This is a genomic window from Enterobacter cloacae complex sp. 302F9 (assembly GCF_050030335.1).
Lineage (GTDB): Bacteria > Pseudomonadota > Gammaproteobacteria > Enterobacterales > Enterobacteriaceae > Enterobacter > Enterobacter hormaechei_C.
Genome location: NZ_JBLGUC010000001.1, coordinates 592427 through 607176 on the forward strand (window position 1 = coordinate 592427; position 14750 = coordinate 607176).

Annotated in this window: 16 protein-coding genes and 1 pseudogene; 8 read left to right on the forward strand and 9 right to left on the reverse strand. The window is 58.5% G+C overall.

Annotated elements, in window-relative coordinates:
- Positions 1-57: 57 nt before the first annotated feature.
- A protein-coding gene (locus tag ACQG0T_RS02820) for an IS3 family transposase (protein ID WP_087776199.1) occupies positions 58-1265 on the forward strand; the annotation gives its coding sequence in 2 pieces (ribosomal slippage) (positions 58-379 and positions 379-1265; 1209 coding nt in all).
- A 36-nt stretch (positions 1266-1301) separates the two neighbouring features.
- On the opposite strand, the pseudogene ACQG0T_RS02825 reads toward ACQG0T_RS02820, so the two are convergent.
- The 4 genes and pseudogenes from ACQG0T_RS02825 to trpS form a co-directional block, all read right to left on the reverse strand.
- A pseudogene (locus ACQG0T_RS02825) lies at positions 1302-1559 on the reverse strand (type VI secretion system tube protein Hcp); the annotation flags it as partial.
- 2 nt (positions 1560-1561) lie between these two features.
- Complete coding sequence (locus tag ACQG0T_RS02830; RefSeq protein ID WP_032647098.1) at positions 1562-1909, reverse strand: hypothetical protein; 348 nt, start codon at positions 1907-1909, stop codon at positions 1562-1564.
- On the reverse strand, positions 1902-2585 hold the full coding sequence (locus tag ACQG0T_RS02835; protein ID WP_032647101.1) for a hypothetical protein: 684 nt from the start codon (positions 2583-2585) through the stop codon (positions 1902-1904). Before ACQG0T_RS02835 ends, ACQG0T_RS02830 begins: the two co-directional genes overlap by 8 nt.
- A 186-nt stretch (positions 2586-2771) precedes the next feature.
- Complete coding sequence (gene trpS, locus ACQG0T_RS02840; RefSeq protein ID WP_271040541.1) at positions 2772-3773, reverse strand: tryptophan--tRNA ligase; 1002 nt, start codon at positions 3771-3773, stop codon at positions 2772-2774.
- A gap of 199 nt (positions 3774-3972) precedes the next feature.
- Between trpS and fosA the strand changes: the two genes are divergently transcribed.
- Complete coding sequence (fosA, locus tag ACQG0T_RS02845; protein WP_015572555.1) at positions 3973-4398, forward strand: FosA/FosA2 family fosfomycin resistance glutathione transferase; 426 nt, start codon at positions 3973-3975, stop codon at positions 4396-4398.
- Here fosA and ACQG0T_RS02850 read toward each other — a convergent pair.
- Positions 4384-5391 carry a LacI family DNA-binding transcriptional regulator gene (locus tag ACQG0T_RS02850; RefSeq protein ID WP_015572556.1) on the reverse strand — a complete coding sequence of 336 codons (1008 nt, stop codon included), beginning with the start codon at positions 5389-5391 and terminating at the stop codon, positions 4384-4386. The two genes, fosA and ACQG0T_RS02850, sit on opposite strands and share 15 nt — an antisense overlap.
- A gap of 185 nt (positions 5392-5576) precedes the next feature.
- Between ACQG0T_RS02850 and ACQG0T_RS02855 the strand changes: the two genes are divergently transcribed.
- Both ACQG0T_RS02855 and ACQG0T_RS02860 read left to right on the forward strand, forming a co-directional pair.
- Positions 5577-6665, forward strand: coding sequence for a cellulase family glycosylhydrolase (locus ACQG0T_RS02855; protein WP_015572557.1), 1089 nt, complete (start codon positions 5577-5579; stop codon positions 6663-6665).
- Between the two features lie 45 nt (positions 6666-6710).
- The gene (locus tag ACQG0T_RS02860; protein WP_047637762.1) at positions 6711-8105 is read left to right on the forward strand and encodes an MFS transporter; all 1395 of its coding nucleotides are present in this window, start codon (positions 6711-6713) and stop codon (positions 8103-8105) included.
- Positions 8106-8144: 39 nt separating this feature from the next.
- Here the strand turns inward: ACQG0T_RS02860 and ACQG0T_RS02865 are convergent, their stop codons facing one another.
- Genes ACQG0T_RS02865 through ACQG0T_RS02880 form a run of 4 tightly spaced genes read right to left on the reverse strand, consistent with a single transcriptional unit; the run spans position 8145 to position 12891 of the window.
- On the reverse strand, positions 8145-8966 hold the full coding sequence (locus tag ACQG0T_RS02865; protein ID WP_023295858.1) for an alpha/beta fold hydrolase: 822 nt from the start codon (positions 8964-8966) through the stop codon (positions 8145-8147).
- A gap of 30 nt (positions 8967-8996) precedes the next feature.
- Positions 8997-10616 carry an MFS transporter gene (locus ACQG0T_RS02870; protein WP_023295859.1) on the reverse strand — a complete coding sequence of 540 codons (1620 nt, stop codon included), beginning with the start codon at positions 10614-10616 and terminating at the stop codon, positions 8997-8999.
- Complete coding sequence (locus tag ACQG0T_RS02875; protein ID WP_017383877.1) at positions 10613-11020, reverse strand: DoxX family protein; 408 nt, start codon at positions 11018-11020, stop codon at positions 10613-10615. Before ACQG0T_RS02875 ends, ACQG0T_RS02870 begins: the two co-directional genes overlap by 4 nt.
- Positions 11020-12891, reverse strand: a complete 1872-nt coding sequence (locus tag ACQG0T_RS02880; RefSeq protein WP_252051988.1) for an amidohydrolase — start codon at positions 12889-12891, stop codon at positions 11020-11022. The genes ACQG0T_RS02875 and ACQG0T_RS02880 overlap by 1 nt, the downstream gene beginning before the upstream one ends.
- A 220-nt stretch (positions 12892-13111) precedes the next feature.
- On the opposite strand from ACQG0T_RS02880, the gene ACQG0T_RS02885 reads away from it, so the two are divergent.
- The 4 genes from ACQG0T_RS02885 to ACQG0T_RS02900 all read left to right on the forward strand — a co-directional run bounded on the left by ACQG0T_RS02885 (position 13112) and on the right by ACQG0T_RS02900 (position 14742).
- A complete protein-coding gene (locus tag ACQG0T_RS02885; RefSeq protein WP_015572562.1) occupies positions 13112-13798 on the forward strand; it encodes a hydrolase in 687 nt (228 codons plus the stop codon).
- A gap of 61 nt (positions 13799-13859) precedes the next feature.
- Entirely contained in the window at positions 13860-14081 is a 222-nt protein-coding gene (locus ACQG0T_RS02890) for a DUF1427 family protein (protein WP_022646923.1), read from the forward strand.
- Complete coding sequence (locus ACQG0T_RS02895) at positions 14078-14338, forward strand: XapX domain-containing protein (protein WP_003863056.1); 261 nt, start codon at positions 14078-14080, stop codon at positions 14336-14338. Before ACQG0T_RS02890 ends, ACQG0T_RS02895 begins: the two co-directional genes overlap by 4 nt.
- 23 nt (positions 14339-14361) lie before the next feature.
- Positions 14362-14742 (forward strand): response regulator transcription factor, encoded by a 381-nt coding sequence (locus ACQG0T_RS02900; RefSeq protein WP_023295862.1) that lies wholly within the window; start codon positions 14362-14364, stop codon positions 14740-14742.
- The last annotated feature ends 8 nt before the right edge of the window (positions 14743-14750 follow it).

Consider the following 14750-nt stretch of genomic DNA (forward strand, 5'->3'; position numbering starts at 1 on the left):
TATCTCCAGATAAGAGATAGGCTTGAATATATGTCTAACACTAACACCAATTTTGAGATGACCGGGATCCTGTTAGGGCAAGAAGTCCGTAAACGTAAAACTCCTCAGGAGAAGATCGCCATTATCCAGCAGACGATGGAGCCGGGTATGAATGTCTCCCATGTCGCCCGCCTGCATGGTATCCAGCCCAGCCTGCTGTTTAAGTGGAAGAAGCAATATCAGGAAGGCAGCCTCACCGCCGTTGCGGCTGGAGAGGAAGTCGTTCCTGCTTCTGAGCTTACTGCTGCTCTGAAGCAGGTCCGGGAGCTTCAGCGCCTTCTGGGCAAGAAGACGATGGAAGTTGAGATCCTGAAAGAAGCCGTGGAGTACGGTCAGTCGCGAAAATGGATAGCGCACGCGCCCTTGTTGCCAAAGGACGGGGAATAGCCATGGTCAGCCGGACCATGGGCGTGTCGCGTGCGCAACTGTCACTGCGGATTAACCGTTCTGCCGACTGGCAGGACAGGCGCTGTAACCGGCGTAATGAAGAAGCAGACGCAGAAATACTGTCGGCTATCCTCAACATTATCAGCGATATGCCGAGTTATGGTTATCGACGCGTGTGGGGCATCCTGCGCAAGCAACGTCGCACAGAGGGACAGCCACCTGTGAATGCCAAACGGCTTTACAGGATAATGAGCGAGCATAACCTGTTGTTGTTGCATCACAAACCAGAGCGACCGAAGCGTGAACATAAGGGCAAGATAGCGGTGGCAGAAAGCGATATGCGCTGGTGTTCAGATGGCTTCGAGTTCGGCTGCGACAACGGCGAAAAACTGCGGGTAACGTTCGCGCTGGACTGCTGCGACCGTGAGGCCATAGACTGGGCAGCAAGCACGGGAGGCTATGACAGTTCGACCGTGCAGGATGTGATGCTGAGGTCGGTGGAAAAGCGCTTCGGCGACAGGCTGCCCGACACAGCGGTGCAGTGGCTGACGGACAACGGTTCAGCATATACCGCGCATGAAACGCGGAGGTTCGCCAAAGAGCTGAATCTGGAGCCATGTACAACAGCGGTGAGCAGCCCGCAGAGCAATGGCATGGCCGAACGGTTCGTGAAGACGATGAAGGAAGACTATATCGCGTTCATGCCGAAACCGGATGTGAGAACAGCCCTGCGAAACCTTGCAGCGGCGTTCACGCATTACAATGAAAATCACCCGCATAGTGCGCTGGGATATCACTCTCCGAGAGAATACCGGCGGCAGCGGGCATCGTTAACTTAAGATACAAAAGCTGTCCGGAAATGGCGGGTCAAGATCAGTAGCCGATTTTAGCTTTTGGTTTTCACACAGTGCCCTGATAAGAACCGGAGTTGTTTTATCAAACTCTTTCTGAACAGCAATCGGTGTATGTACACGGGTACCTATTAGTCGGCCTGTATTTCCACTCACAGGAATGGTGAGGTGATGAGCGACTGCCTTTAATTCAATAGCACCTAACCGACCGGACACCATGGAACCTCCTACGACGGGTGAGCCATTAGCATCGGTTAACCATAGATATGCTGGATTTGACATGATTATTCCTCATCTATATTTACAAAAGAAGGTAGGTGTAACATCGCCACGACCCATATGAATAAGCCAATAATTTTCAGCGGCCATGGTTCAAGGACAGCTATACAAGCAAATGCACCGATGATCAGTAAGGGGCCTGATAACACATCCAGGATCCCGCTAAAAATACGTATCTTTCCTGGCAGGAATTTATTCATTACTAATGAAATAAGGTAGGCACTTAGGGTAATGATGCAAAAGGCGATTGTTTTATCATGCCAGGTTTCGAATTCAACCCAGCTAAGGATATAGGCTAAAACTAAATATGAGCAAAGAAGCAGGTTTATAATTGGGGTGATAAACTTACTCATACGCGCCTGCCGTAGTGTGTGCAGTTAGTTTTTCATTAACTTTCTTTATGATTTGATTAAATACAGGTTTTCCTTCTGAATAACCTGCATGGATAGCATCTACGAAAGGCTGGACGGCATCAGCGAACAGAAAATAAAGTAAGTCATAGTCTCTTGGTCTCAGAAGTTGATATACTTCTGGGGCTTCTGCTTCGAGTCTGTCAGATGTTCTAATTGATCGCTCAGCCATTCCCCCAAACAAAAGGAGTGTGCTCAGTGCCGTGATTGGGTTACTTTTCCCTTTGAAAACAACAAACGTGAAGGACGTCCTTTCAATAACATGCTTTGCGATAGTTGATGCAATAATATTGGTTGATATTCTACCTGCAATTGAAGTCATTACAGATCTGTATATTTTATCCTGCTCATCCTCGGTTAAATATCTATTGAACACTTTAAAAATAATTTTAACTGCGTTGACAATGTTCTCGTAATTCAAAATGTCGTTTTTTATGGCAGTCATCATTCTTATGCGTTGAGTTTCACGAGCATACCTGGTATCTGTGTCAAAGATTCCGTAAACCAGATATCCATAATCTAACGGTACAGATAGTCCTCCATTTATAAGCCCAGTAACTGTATCAGGAGAAGCGATTATGTTGCATAATCTCCGGGCTATATCTTCTACATCAGCCATAGTATCCCTTCAAATGTATTATAAAGGGTAATATCAATGTGATATTAATGTAGATAAAGCAATTAATTATATCTAAACGACGAATTAAGAATTATTGGAGGAATTAATATTATATTAAATGAGATAATAAGCGGCTTTGTGCTAACAGCACGCACTCCACCGCCCAACCTCAATCAACTCACCTATTCAAAACACCGGCACCCCCAGCCCAACCTTCACCTCCCTCAACGTCGCCTGCGTCACCCCCTGCGCCCGTTCGGTCCCGCGCTTCAGCATCGCCATCATCTCCCCCTTGTCCTGCATATACATCGCCCGCCGCTCCCGCATTGGCGCAATCAGCTCCTGCAAACACGCCTCCAGCTCGTTCTTGCACACCCGGTCACCCAGCCCGCCTGCCTGATAGTGCGCCTTCATCGCCGCCACTTTCTCTTTGTCCGGATGAAACGCGTCGAGGTAGGTAAACACCACGTTCCCCTCAATCTGCCCCGGGTCGCTCACCTTCAGGTGGTGCGGGTCGGTGTACATGGCGCTGACCGCACGATGAATCGTCTCTTCGCTGGCCGAAAGGTGCAGCGTGTTGCCCAGCGATTTCGACATCTTGGCACCGCCGTCGATGCCGGGCAGGCGGCTGGTGTCGCTCAGCATCGCCTTGCAGTGGCGCAGCACCGGGGCGGGCAGCAGGCTGTTCATCTTGTGCACAATCTCGTTGGTCTGCTCAATCATCGGCAGCTGGTCGTCGCCGACGGGCACGCACTTGGCCTTGAACGCGGTGATGTCCGCCGCCTGGCTGATGGGGTAGGCCATAAACCCGACCGGCAGCGAGCGGGCAAAGCCTTTCTGCACAATCTCGTTTTTCACCGTCGGGTTACGCTCCACGCGGGCGACGGTGACGATGTTCATATACAGCATCGTCAGCTCGGCGAGGGCGGGCAGGGCGGATTGCAGGCAGATCGTGGTCAGGTTCGGGTCGATGCCCGCGGCGAGGTAGTCGGCCAGCACTTCGGGGATGTTGTCGCGAATTTTTTGCGGGTTGCTGCCGTTGTCGGTCAGCCCCTGAAGGTCAGCAATCAGCACAAACTGGTTGTGCGTGTGCTGAAGCGCCACGCGCTGGCGTAGCGATCCGACGAAATGACCGAGGTGCAGCGGGCCGGTTGGGCGATCGCCGGTGAGGATGGTGGGTGCGTTCATAAAGACTCCTTAATGTGCAGTGGCCGAAAGGGGTCTTAGAAATGTGAAAGCCGCCTTTCGGCGGCTATCTGAAAATGAGGAAAACTACTCCGTGCCGCCTTTAAGAAGGCAGCCACCAGCGGTTTACGGTGAGCACGGCGTGGTTTATGTTCATCTCTTTACCGTACCATGTCCGGCGCGAAAAACAAAAGGGCACGTCATGCTGCAATCACTCAACCACCTGACCCTCGCGGTCAGCGACCTGCAAAAAAGCGTCACCTTCTGGCACGAGCTGCTGGGGCTTGCGCTGCACGCCCGCTGGAATACCGGGGCCTATCTCACCTGCGGCGATCTGTGGGTCTGCCTGTCGTACGACGAGGCGCGCCAGTACGTGCCGCCGCAGGAGAGCGACTACACCCACTACGCGTTTACCGTGGCGGAAGAAGATTTTGAACCGTTCTCGCAAAGGCTCAAGCAGGCGGGCGTCACCGTCTGGAAGCAGAACAAAAGCGAGGGGGCATCGTTCTATTTTCTCGACCCGGACGGGCACAAGCTGGAGCTGCACGTCGGCAGCCTCGCCGCGCGGCTGGCGGCGTGTCGCGAGAAGCCCTACGCGGGCATGGTGTTTACCTCAGACGAGGCTTGAGGCGCGCACCTTCAGCCTGCCCGCCAGCGTCACGTGCGTGGCGGCATCTTCCTGATTGCACAGGTACTCCACCGCCAGCCGTCCCAGCTCGCTGTAGGGCAGCTGGATGCTGGTCAGCGGCGGGGTGAGCTGCTCGGAAATCTTCTGGTCGTCGTAGCCCGCCAGCAGCATATCCTGCGGAATGCGCACGCCGTTCACCGCCAGCGCCTGGTAGCAGCCGATCGCCAGCCAGTCGCTGGCGCAGAAGATGGCGTCCGGGCGCTCGGTCAGTTCCAGCAGCGAAGCTGTCGCGGTAAAGGACTCGCTGAACTGCCAGTTGGTCTGGCGCACCAGGCCGTCGTCGCACGCCAGTCCGGCCTGCTGTAATGCCGCCTGGTAGCCCGCCAGACGCTGGCGCGAGGCCTCCATCCAGCTCTCGCCGGTGATGTGGGCGATGCGCGTGGCGCCGCAGGCGATGAGGTGTCTGGTAACCTGGAAAGCGTTGGCGTAGTCGTCCGGAATAAACGACGGCAGCAGCGGCGAGCCGGGGTCGCGCTGGTTGAGCAGCACCAGCGGGATGCGGGTGCAGTCCTGGAATGCCGTCATATCGACGACGTTCGTGACCGGAGAGGCAAGGATAATCCCGATGCAGTTGCGCTTGTCCAGCTGGCGGATGATGTTCAGGGCCAGCTCCACGTCGTCGCCGTAGTCGTAGACGGTGAGCAGGGTCTCGTTGCGCCACGCCGCTTCCCGCGCCTGGCTGATGGCGTCGATAAACGGGTCGAAGCTCTGCATGGAGCTGACCAGCAGGGCGATCTCCTCCTGGTTGCGCGGGGCGTGAACGGCGGGGAGGCGGTCGTAGCCGAGCTCGGTGGCGACGCCAATCACCCGCTGGCGGGTGTCGTCGCTGAGCTTGATGTTGCGGGACTGGTTGAGCACCAGCGATACCGTCGCCTGCGACACCCCCGCCGCCCGCGCAATATCGTTCATCGTCACTTTTGTTTTTCGCTTCATCCGTCCTCTCCCTTTCGCGATTTCGCATCATACCCTAACCGCACGCTTTAGCGCCGTCGATCACGTTTCTCATCCATCGAAGCGTGAACTTTGTGAGAGGCGTCGCTTTTCTGAGCGCCACGATTTGCGCATTTATTCTGCAACTAATATTTATTAGCTAAATATTATCAGTAAGAGGATGCGTAATGAAAGAGCAATGGAGCAGGGAGCAGGCACAGGCGTGGTATCAGCAGAAAGGCTGGCTGTGCGGGTTTAACTATCTGCCGTCGACGGCGGTGAACTGGACCGATATCTGGCAGGAAGAGACCTTCGATGCCGAAACCATCGACCGCGAGCTGGGCTGGGCGGCGGAGGCGGGCTATAACACCCTGCGCATCAACCTGCCGTTTATCGTCTGGGAGCACGACCGCGACGGGCTGATGGCGCGCATCGACCGCTTTTTGACGATTGCCGACGGTCACGGGTTCAGCACCATGCTGACCCTGATGGACGACTGCGGGTTCTCCGGCGACGAGCCGTACCTCGGCCCGCAAAAGCCGCCCGTACCGGGCAAGCACAACAGCCAGGCGGCAGCGAGCCCGGGACGCGATAAGGTGTGCGATCGCGACTGCTGGCCACAGATTGAGCGCTATATCCGCGACGTTGTGCGCCAGTTCCGCGAGGATAAGCGCGTATTGCTCTGGGATCTGTATAACGAGCCGGGCAACCGCGGCATTTTCGCGACCGGCACGGAGGAGGTGTTGTACGACGAGAAGCTGGAAACCTGCGCGCACGAGTTGATGAAGCAGGCGTTCCGCTGGGTGCGTGAGGAAGACCCGACCCAGCCGCTCACCATCTGCGCGTGGCGTCTGCCGGCGGAAGAAGAGGGCGAGACGTTTTACCAGCACCCGCTGGACCAGACCGCGCTGGCGCTGTCAGATGTGGTGAGCTACCACGCCTATACCAATACCGGGCGCATGACGGCGATTATCCAGCAGCTTCAGGCGCTGGGCCGCCCAATCTTCTGCACCGAATGGCTGGCGCGTCACGTGGGCGGCACCATCGAAGAGCAGCTCCCGCTGATGTACATGGCGAAGGTCGCGCCGTATCAGTGGGGGCTGGTGCGCGGTAAAACCCAGACCTGGCTGCCGTGGCCGGTAGTGATGAAGGAGTCCACGGACTACTGCCGCCTGTGGTTCCACGACGTGTTTGAGGAGAACGGTATCCCGTTCTCACGAGCTGAAATCGCGCTGATGAAGAAGCTGCGCAAAATCGCCCCGAATCCGCAGGGCTAATAATAATGACCCGGCGCGCTCTCGCCGGGCAACCAGGTACGCACTATGGCAATGACAATGAAAATACCGTCTCGCGAGTTGTGGTCTTACTTTGGCTATGGTTTAGGTCAGTGTTTTAGCTTTGGTTTAGTGGGTTCGTTTATTAACTATTTTTACACCGACGTGCTGGGGATCTCGGCGCTGGCGGCAAGCACCATCTTCCTGATTGCCCGTGCGTGGGATGCGGTTCACGATCCGCTGTTTGCCAGCATTATGGACACCATTAACAGCCGGTTCGGCAAGTTTCGCCACTTTTTACTGATCGCCCCGCTGCTGATCACCGGGGTCACCCTGCTGGCGTTCTATAAAATCGAAGCGGACATGACCACCAAAATCCTCTACGCCGGGGTGACGTATATCCTGTGGGGCACGCTGTACGCCATCTCCGATATCCCGTTTTGGTCGATGTCATCGGTGATGACCAACGACTCCGGCCAGCGCACCCGCGCGGTGACGGCGGCGATGCTCGGAGTGAATGCCGGGATCGCCTGCGCTAACATCTTCTTCCCGAAGCTGGCGGCGTTCTTTGCCCAGTACAGCAACGATAAAGGCTACTTTATGGCGGCGCTGGTGATGATGCTGGTGGGCCTGCCGCTGATGCTCAACGGCTTTATGCAGATCAAAGAGCGCGTGCCGCCGAGCCCGGAGAAGGTGACGATGCGCGACACCTTCCACAACCTGCGCCAGAACAAGCCGCTGTTTATTGTCCTGCTGTCGTTCTTTTTCTGCGTGTTCCATAACGTGGCGGGCGGTCTCTATATCTACTTCTTTATCAACAATATGGGCGACGGCAGCCTGCAAATGGCAATTGGCGTGATGGGGATAGTGGCGGCGGTGCTGTGCCTGGTCGCCCCGCTGCTGACCCGTCGGATGCAGAAGCGGAAGCTGTTTATGATCCTCTGCGGGCTGGACGTGGCGGTGCGCGTGGTGATGTGGTTCACGGGCTATCAGCACACGGCGTTGCTGTTTATCCTGCTCGGCCTGAGCACGCTGTTCGTGATGATGACCAACATCCTCACCTCGTCGATGATTGCCGACACCATCGAGTATGCGGAGTATCACACCCACAAGCGCTGCGCGGCGATCACCTTCTCCGGGCAGACCTTTACCGGCAAGATGTCGGTGGCGGTGGGCGGCGGGCTCATCGGCGTGTTTCTGACGATGATCGACTATGTGCCGCAGGCGCAGGCCCAGAGCGACAGCGTGCTGGCGGGACTGTTCTTCGGGATTTGTTTGTTACCGGCGATAGGCTCGCTGATCCGAATGGGGTTTATGTCGCGCTTTACCTTTACCGAAGAGAAGCATGCGGAGATTTGTCGGCTGCTGGCGGAGCGGAATGCGTCTGCGAAAGCGCCGGGTGGCGGCTGCGCCTTACCCGGCCTACAGGACCAGCCCTTGTAGGCCTGATAAGCGAAGCGCCATCAGGCTTCGCTTAATGACTTACAGCGACTTCACAAACGCCAGCAGATCTTCGTTGAGCTGGTCCTGGTGGGTCAGCGCGAAGCCGTGCGGCGCGTTGTCGTACACTTTCAGCGTGGCGTTTTTGATCATCTCTGCCGCCAGCTTGCCGGTCGTTTCAAACGGCACGATCTGGTCGTTGCTGCCGTGGATCACCAGCGTCGGCACGTCGATTTTCGCCATATCCGGGCGGAAGTCGGTTTCGGCGAAGGCGGTTACGCAGTCGATGGTGCCCTTCAGGGACGCCAGCAGGGCGATGTTCAGCGTCTGCGTCAGGGCACCGGCAGAAACGGTCTGCCCGGCGTTGGTGCCGTAGAATGGGGTGGCGAAATCGCTGATGAACTGAGCGCGATCTTTACGCAGTCCGTCGCGAATCCCGCTGAACACGCTCTGATCGACCCCTTCCGGGTAGCTTTCGGATTTGCCGAAAATGGGCGTTACCGCGCCCAGCAGGGCAAGACCGGCCACGCGTTCGCTGCCGTAGTTGTTGATGTAGCGCGTCACGTCGCCGCCGCCCATGGAGAAGCCCACCAGCGTCACGTCGCGCAGATCCAGCGTGGTGATCAGGTCGTTAATGTCGGATGCAAAGGTATCGTAGTCATAGCCGTTCCACGGCTGATCTGAACGTCCAAACCCGCGACGGTCAAAGGCGATGGTGCGGTAGCCGCGCTCGGCCAGGTGGTTCAGCTGGCTGTCCCACATATCCCCATCCAGCGGCCAGCCGTGGCTGAAAAGAACCGGTTTGCCCGCGCCGCAGTCTTTGTAATAAATCTGCGTACCATCTTTTGCCTTAAACGTTGCCATAGTGTGTTCCTCTACAGGTGATTGTTATGTTCAGACCGGCGCGACCAGATAACGAATTGCCGGTGATGTTGTGCCCTGATGAAAAGCCAGAACGCGGCTCTGCAACAGGAGGTCATTCATGGTGTGGCGCTCCTGCTGGCGCAGATGCTCGATCCAGGAACCCATCAGGAAGGTTTCGATAAACAGACCCGGACGTTCAATATCTTCGTACACCGCCCAGCTCATCGCCCCGGCGCGGCGGCGCACCCGGCGTAGCTCGTGCACGGCCTGCAAAAACGCTTTCGCGTTCTGCGGGTCGATGATGTACTCATGCGAGACCAGCACCGGGCCACGCTCGTTCGGGAGTTCAATCTCCACCCCGTCCAGCGGCTGCCCGCTCAGGTCGAGATTTAAATCCGGATCTTTCTCCAGCTTCCAGCGGAACACCGTCAGGCTCGCCAGCACCATCCCCAGCGTGGCGACAACCAGCGAAGCCGGAGTGCCGAACTGCGAGGCGATCTGGCCCCAGACGGCGCTGCCTGCGGTCATCGAACCGAAAAAGACCGTCAGATACACCGCCAGCGCCCGGGCTTTTACCCAGCGTGCGGCGCTGCGCTGCGCGCCAAGGTTGAGGGTGGAGAGCACCGCAATCCACGCGAAGCCGGTAAAGAACTCAAACAAGTTTAGCAGCCAAAAGTGACGTACAAATGCCAGCGCCAGCATGGTGATCGCAAACGTCAGGCTGGCGGCCACCATCAGCCGATCGGCGTTCAGCCGCTGGCGCAGACGCGGCAGCAGGATGGCCCCGGCAATGGCGCCAAGGCCGATACACGCCAGCATCACGCCGTAGCCCGCCGGGCCTAAGCCCAGCTCGCGGCGCGCCACCAGCGGCAGCAATGCCCAGCCCGCGCTGCCGAAAACAAAAAAGGCCACGGTACGCACCAGCACGTTGCGCAGCACCGGCGCGGCGTGCACGTAGCGAATCCCGGAGCGCACCGCGGAGAAGAAGTGCTCCGGTGGCAAACGCTGCACGGACGGTGCCGGACGCCAGCGCCACAGCACCCACGCCACGCCCATCACGGACAGCGCGTTCAGGGCAAACACCATCCACGGCCCGGCAAGCGACAGCAGAAAACCGCCCAGCGCAGGGCCAATTGCCCGGCTGATATTGACCCCGAGCGAGTTAAGCGCCACGGCGGAACCCAGCTCGGGCTTGCTCACCAGGTCAGGGACAATCGCCTGAAACGGCGGCGAACTCATGGCCGCACCCACGCTCAGCAGAAACGTCGCCGCCAGCAGAACGGTGGGGGTGACGTGTCCGGTAAAAGAGAGCAGCGTCAGCCCGGCGGCGGCAATGAACACCCACAGCTGGGAGAAGAGCAGGTATTTACGTCGATCAACGATGTCCGCCATCACCCCGGACGGCAGGGCGAAAAGGAACATCGGCAGGCTGCTCGCCGCCTGCACCAGCGCGATATCCAGCGGATCGGCGCTGAGCGTCAGCATGCTCCAGTTGATACCGACGTCGCTCATCCATGAGCCGACGTTAGAGACCACCGTGGCGATCCACAGCATGCGGAACACCGGCTGGCTCAGCGGCTGCCAGGGTGAAACCGCGGGGGCGGGCGTCGTCTCGACGTGTGCGTCGCGAACGTCGTTTACCTGGGTCATGCGAACCTCTCCGTTGTTTTACGCTGCACTCGCCACTGGCCCGGCCCGGTAAGGGCGAGGGTGGTGAAGATAATCAGCAGCAGCCAGCCAAACTGCCCCTCGGCAATCGACCAGTTCGGGTGGACCGCCAGCATCGCCACCAGCAGCACGGCGATAATCGGCAGGCACGCCAGGCGGGTGTACACGCCCGCAATGATAAACAGCGGGCAGATCACCTCGGCGACGATCGCCGGGATCAGGCTGGCGTAAGGCCCGAAGCCGAACGGATCTTCAATGCGCGTCAGCTCTTCGCTGAAGTGCAGCACCTTCGGCAGGCCGTGCACGTACAGCAGCAGCAGGCTGCCGGTCAGGCGCAGAAAGAACAGCCCCGGATCGATCCGGGGCGAAGCGTCATTTTGTTTCATCAGAATGCAAAGCAGCTGCAACCCAGCGCACCCCAGAAAGCGTTATCGTCGGATACCGGCATCTCTGACGTGCGGGCAAAGTCATGCTGGTGGTTGTGAACCCCGCACGGGCCGCTACAGTGGTGAGCCACACTCATACCCACGCGTGCGGCCTGCGGCGGCGCGCTGCGGTAGTGGCCCGGCACCTTCACCACCGGGGACCACTCGGGCAGGACCGGAATGGCGGGCGGCGCGAGTGGGCCAAAAGCGCCTGCGGCATAGACGATATCGCCGTTCACCACGGTGAGGACGGACTCAATGCCCTTGATCTCCTCCTCCGGCACGCGGAAGTAATCTTTGCTGAGCACCGCCAGATCCGCGAGCTGGCCCGCTTTGATCTGCCCCTTCTGGTTCTGCTCGCTGGAGAACCACGCGCTGCCCTGGGTCCAGAGCATCAGGGCGGTATCGCGATCCAGACGGGCGCTGTGATCGTACATCTGCATCCCGCCAACGGTGCGCCCGGAGACCAGCCAGTAGAGCGCGGTCCATGGGTTATAGCTCGCCACGCGGGTGGCGTCCGTTCCCAGGCCCACCGGCACGCCGGTCTCGAGCATTTTCGCCACCGGCGGCGTGTGGCGGGTGGCTTCGATGCCGTAGCGCTCGGCAAAGTACTCGCCCTGGAAGGCCATGCGGTGCTGGACGGCAATGCCGCCGCCGAGTGCTTTGATGCGGTCAATGTTGGCCTGCGACACGGTTTCGGCGTGGTCGAAGAACCAGTGCAGCCCGTTGAACGGAATGTCACGGTTCACCTTCTCGAACACGTCCAGCATGCGGCTGATGGATTCGTTGTAAGTGGCGTGCAGGCGGAACGGCCAGCGGTGCTCCACCAGATGGCGCACTACGCGCTCCAGCTCGTCCTCCATGCCCGGCGCGAGATCCGGGCGCGGCTCGAGGAAGTCTTCAAAATCGGCGGCGGAGAAGACCAGCATCTCGCCCGCGCCGTTGTGGCGGAAGAAATCGCTGCCCTGGCCCGGCGTAAGCATATCGGTCCATTTTTCAAAGTCTTCCAGCTCGTGGCCCGGACGCTGGGTAAACAGGTTGTAGGCGATGCGGATGGTCATCTGCTTTTTCTCGTGCAGCTCGGCAATCACCTCGTAATCTTCCGGGTAGTTCTGGAAGCCGCCGCCCGCGTCGATGGCGCTGGTCAGCCCCAGGCGGTTCAGCTCGCGCATGAACTGGCGCGTGGAGTTAATCTGCTGCTCCAGCGGCAGCTTCGGCCCTTTCGCCAGCGTGGCGTACAAAATCATGGCGTTCGGACGGGCAATAAGCATTCCGGTCGGGTTGCCGTTGGCGTCGCGCTGGATCTCCCCGCCCGGCGGGTTCGGCGTGTCTTTGGTGTAGCCGACCACCTTCAGCGCGGCGCGGTTGAGCAGGGCGCGGTCGTACAGGTGGAGGATAAACACCGGGGTGTCAGGCGCGGCGTCGTTAATTTCGTCGAGGGTCGGCATGCGGCGCTCGGCGAACTGGAACTCGCTCCAGCCGCCCACCACGCGCACCCACTGGGGCGACGGCGTGCGCAGGGCCTGCTCTTTTAGCATCCGCAGGGCGTCGGCCAGGGACGGCACGCCTTCCCAGCGCAGCTCGAGGTTGTAGTTCAGGCCGCCGCGGATCAGGTGCAGGTGTGAGTCGTTCAGGCCGGGGATGGCGGTGTGGCCTTTTAAGTCGACCACCTTAGTGCCGTCGCAGTGGTGTTGCATCACCTCGGCGACGGTACCCACTTCCAGAAATTTTCCGTCGCACACGGCAACGGCTTCCGCGAGAGGATTCTCGCGATCGACGGTGTGAAACTGGCCGTTAACCAGAATGAGATCGGCTTTACCGAGGGTAACCATAATAGCTCCAGACTAAGAGGGGAATGGTCAGGATTATGGGAACCGGTTTCGGCAAAGATCCAGTTATACAATAGGATAGGTATACCAAAGTATAACTATACCTAAGGTTAACTATACGAAGAGATAATTACACCACAGCGCTGTGGGTCATAGGATGAACGCGATTTTATCGGCGTGCTGTTCGCGGCGATTTTAACCTTTAACCTCACTGGATAATCTTATGACCACTTCTAAGCTCGAAGTCTTAACCCCTGCCAACTGTCAGATCATCTTCATCGATCACCAGCCACAGATGGCGTTCGGCGTGCAGTCTATTGACCGCCAGGTGCTGAAAAACAACACCGTGGCGCTGGCGAAAGCGGCTAAGGTGTTCAACATCCCAACCATCATCACCACCGTTGAGACCGAAAGCTTCTCCGGCAATACCTATCCGGAGCTGCTGGACGTGTTCCCGGGCCAGGACATTCTGGAGCGTACCTCCATGAACTCCTGGGACGACCAGAAGGTGCGCGACGCGCTGAAGACCAACGGCAAGAAGAAGGTGGTTGTCGCTGGCCTGTGGACCGAAGTGTGCAATAACAGCTTTGCCCTGTGCGCGATGCTGGAAGGCGACTACGAAATTTATATGGTGGCAGACGCCTCCGGCGGCACCTCCAAAGAAGCCCACGACTTCGCGATGCAGCGCATGATCCAGGCGGGCGTGATCCCGGTGACCTGGCAGCAGGTGATGCTGGAGTGGCAGCGTGACTGGGCGCGCAAAGAGACCTACACCGCGGTGATGGATATCGTGCGCGAGCACTCCGGCGCCTACGGAATGGGTGTGGATTACGCCTACACCATGGTGCACAAAGCGCCGTCTCGTCAGAAGAGCGAGCACCGCACCTTAGCGCCGGTTCCGGCTCGCTAAGTTCCGCTGGCGGGCTGGTCCCTCATCCGGCTCGCCGCTGCCTTTTTCTCTGGAGTTCACAATGAGTACAGGGTTGATATCCCTCGCGGCAGGCGTGTTGATTGGCCTGATGTATGCCGTGCTGAAGGTGCGTTCCCCCGCGCCGCCCGCGCTGGCGCTGATTGGCCTGCTGGGGATGCTGGCGGGGGAACAGGCGATGCGTCATCTTTTATCCCGCGACAATCCCGCGGGCGTGCAGGTGACGGTTCCCCACGTTCAGCACCTGACCGGAGCGTCATCATGAAGGCCTGGATTATTTCGCTGGTGTGCGGGGTCGCGGCTGGGGTACTTTACGCCCTGCTCGACGTGCATTCCCCGGCGCCGCCGGTCGTCGCGCTGCTTGGCCTGTTCGGCATGCTGGTGGGTGAACAGCTGATCCCCATCGGACGGCGTCTGGTGAGCCGCGAACCGTTGACCCTGGCCTGGTTTCGTCATGAATGCGTACCGAAGATCAGCGGTACCGCGCCCCCAGCGCCCGCGAAGGAAAGCCGCGACGCGTAACGATTTGTTTGAGGAAAGACAGCATGACGCTGCCGTGGCGCATTGCCATCATTGATGACGAACGCTCTGTTCGCAGCGGGCTCAGTAACCTGCTGCAATCGGAAGGGTATGCTACCGATACCTTCGATTCGGCAGAGGTGTTTTTGAGCCACCCTCTCGCCCTGTCCGGCGCGTCGCTGGTGATCACCGACATCAAGCTACGCGGCATGAACGGCATCGAGCTGTTTGAGAAGCTGCGGTTGCTGGCCATGCCGCCACCGCCAATACTGTTTATCTCCGGCCATGCTGATGAAAATATGCAGCGGTATGCACTCAGTCTGGGCGCCGCTGCATTTTTGCGTAAGCCGATTAACATCGATATTCTGCTGGATCATATTCAGCGGGAGCTGACCCGCCGACAATAAGGATCGCG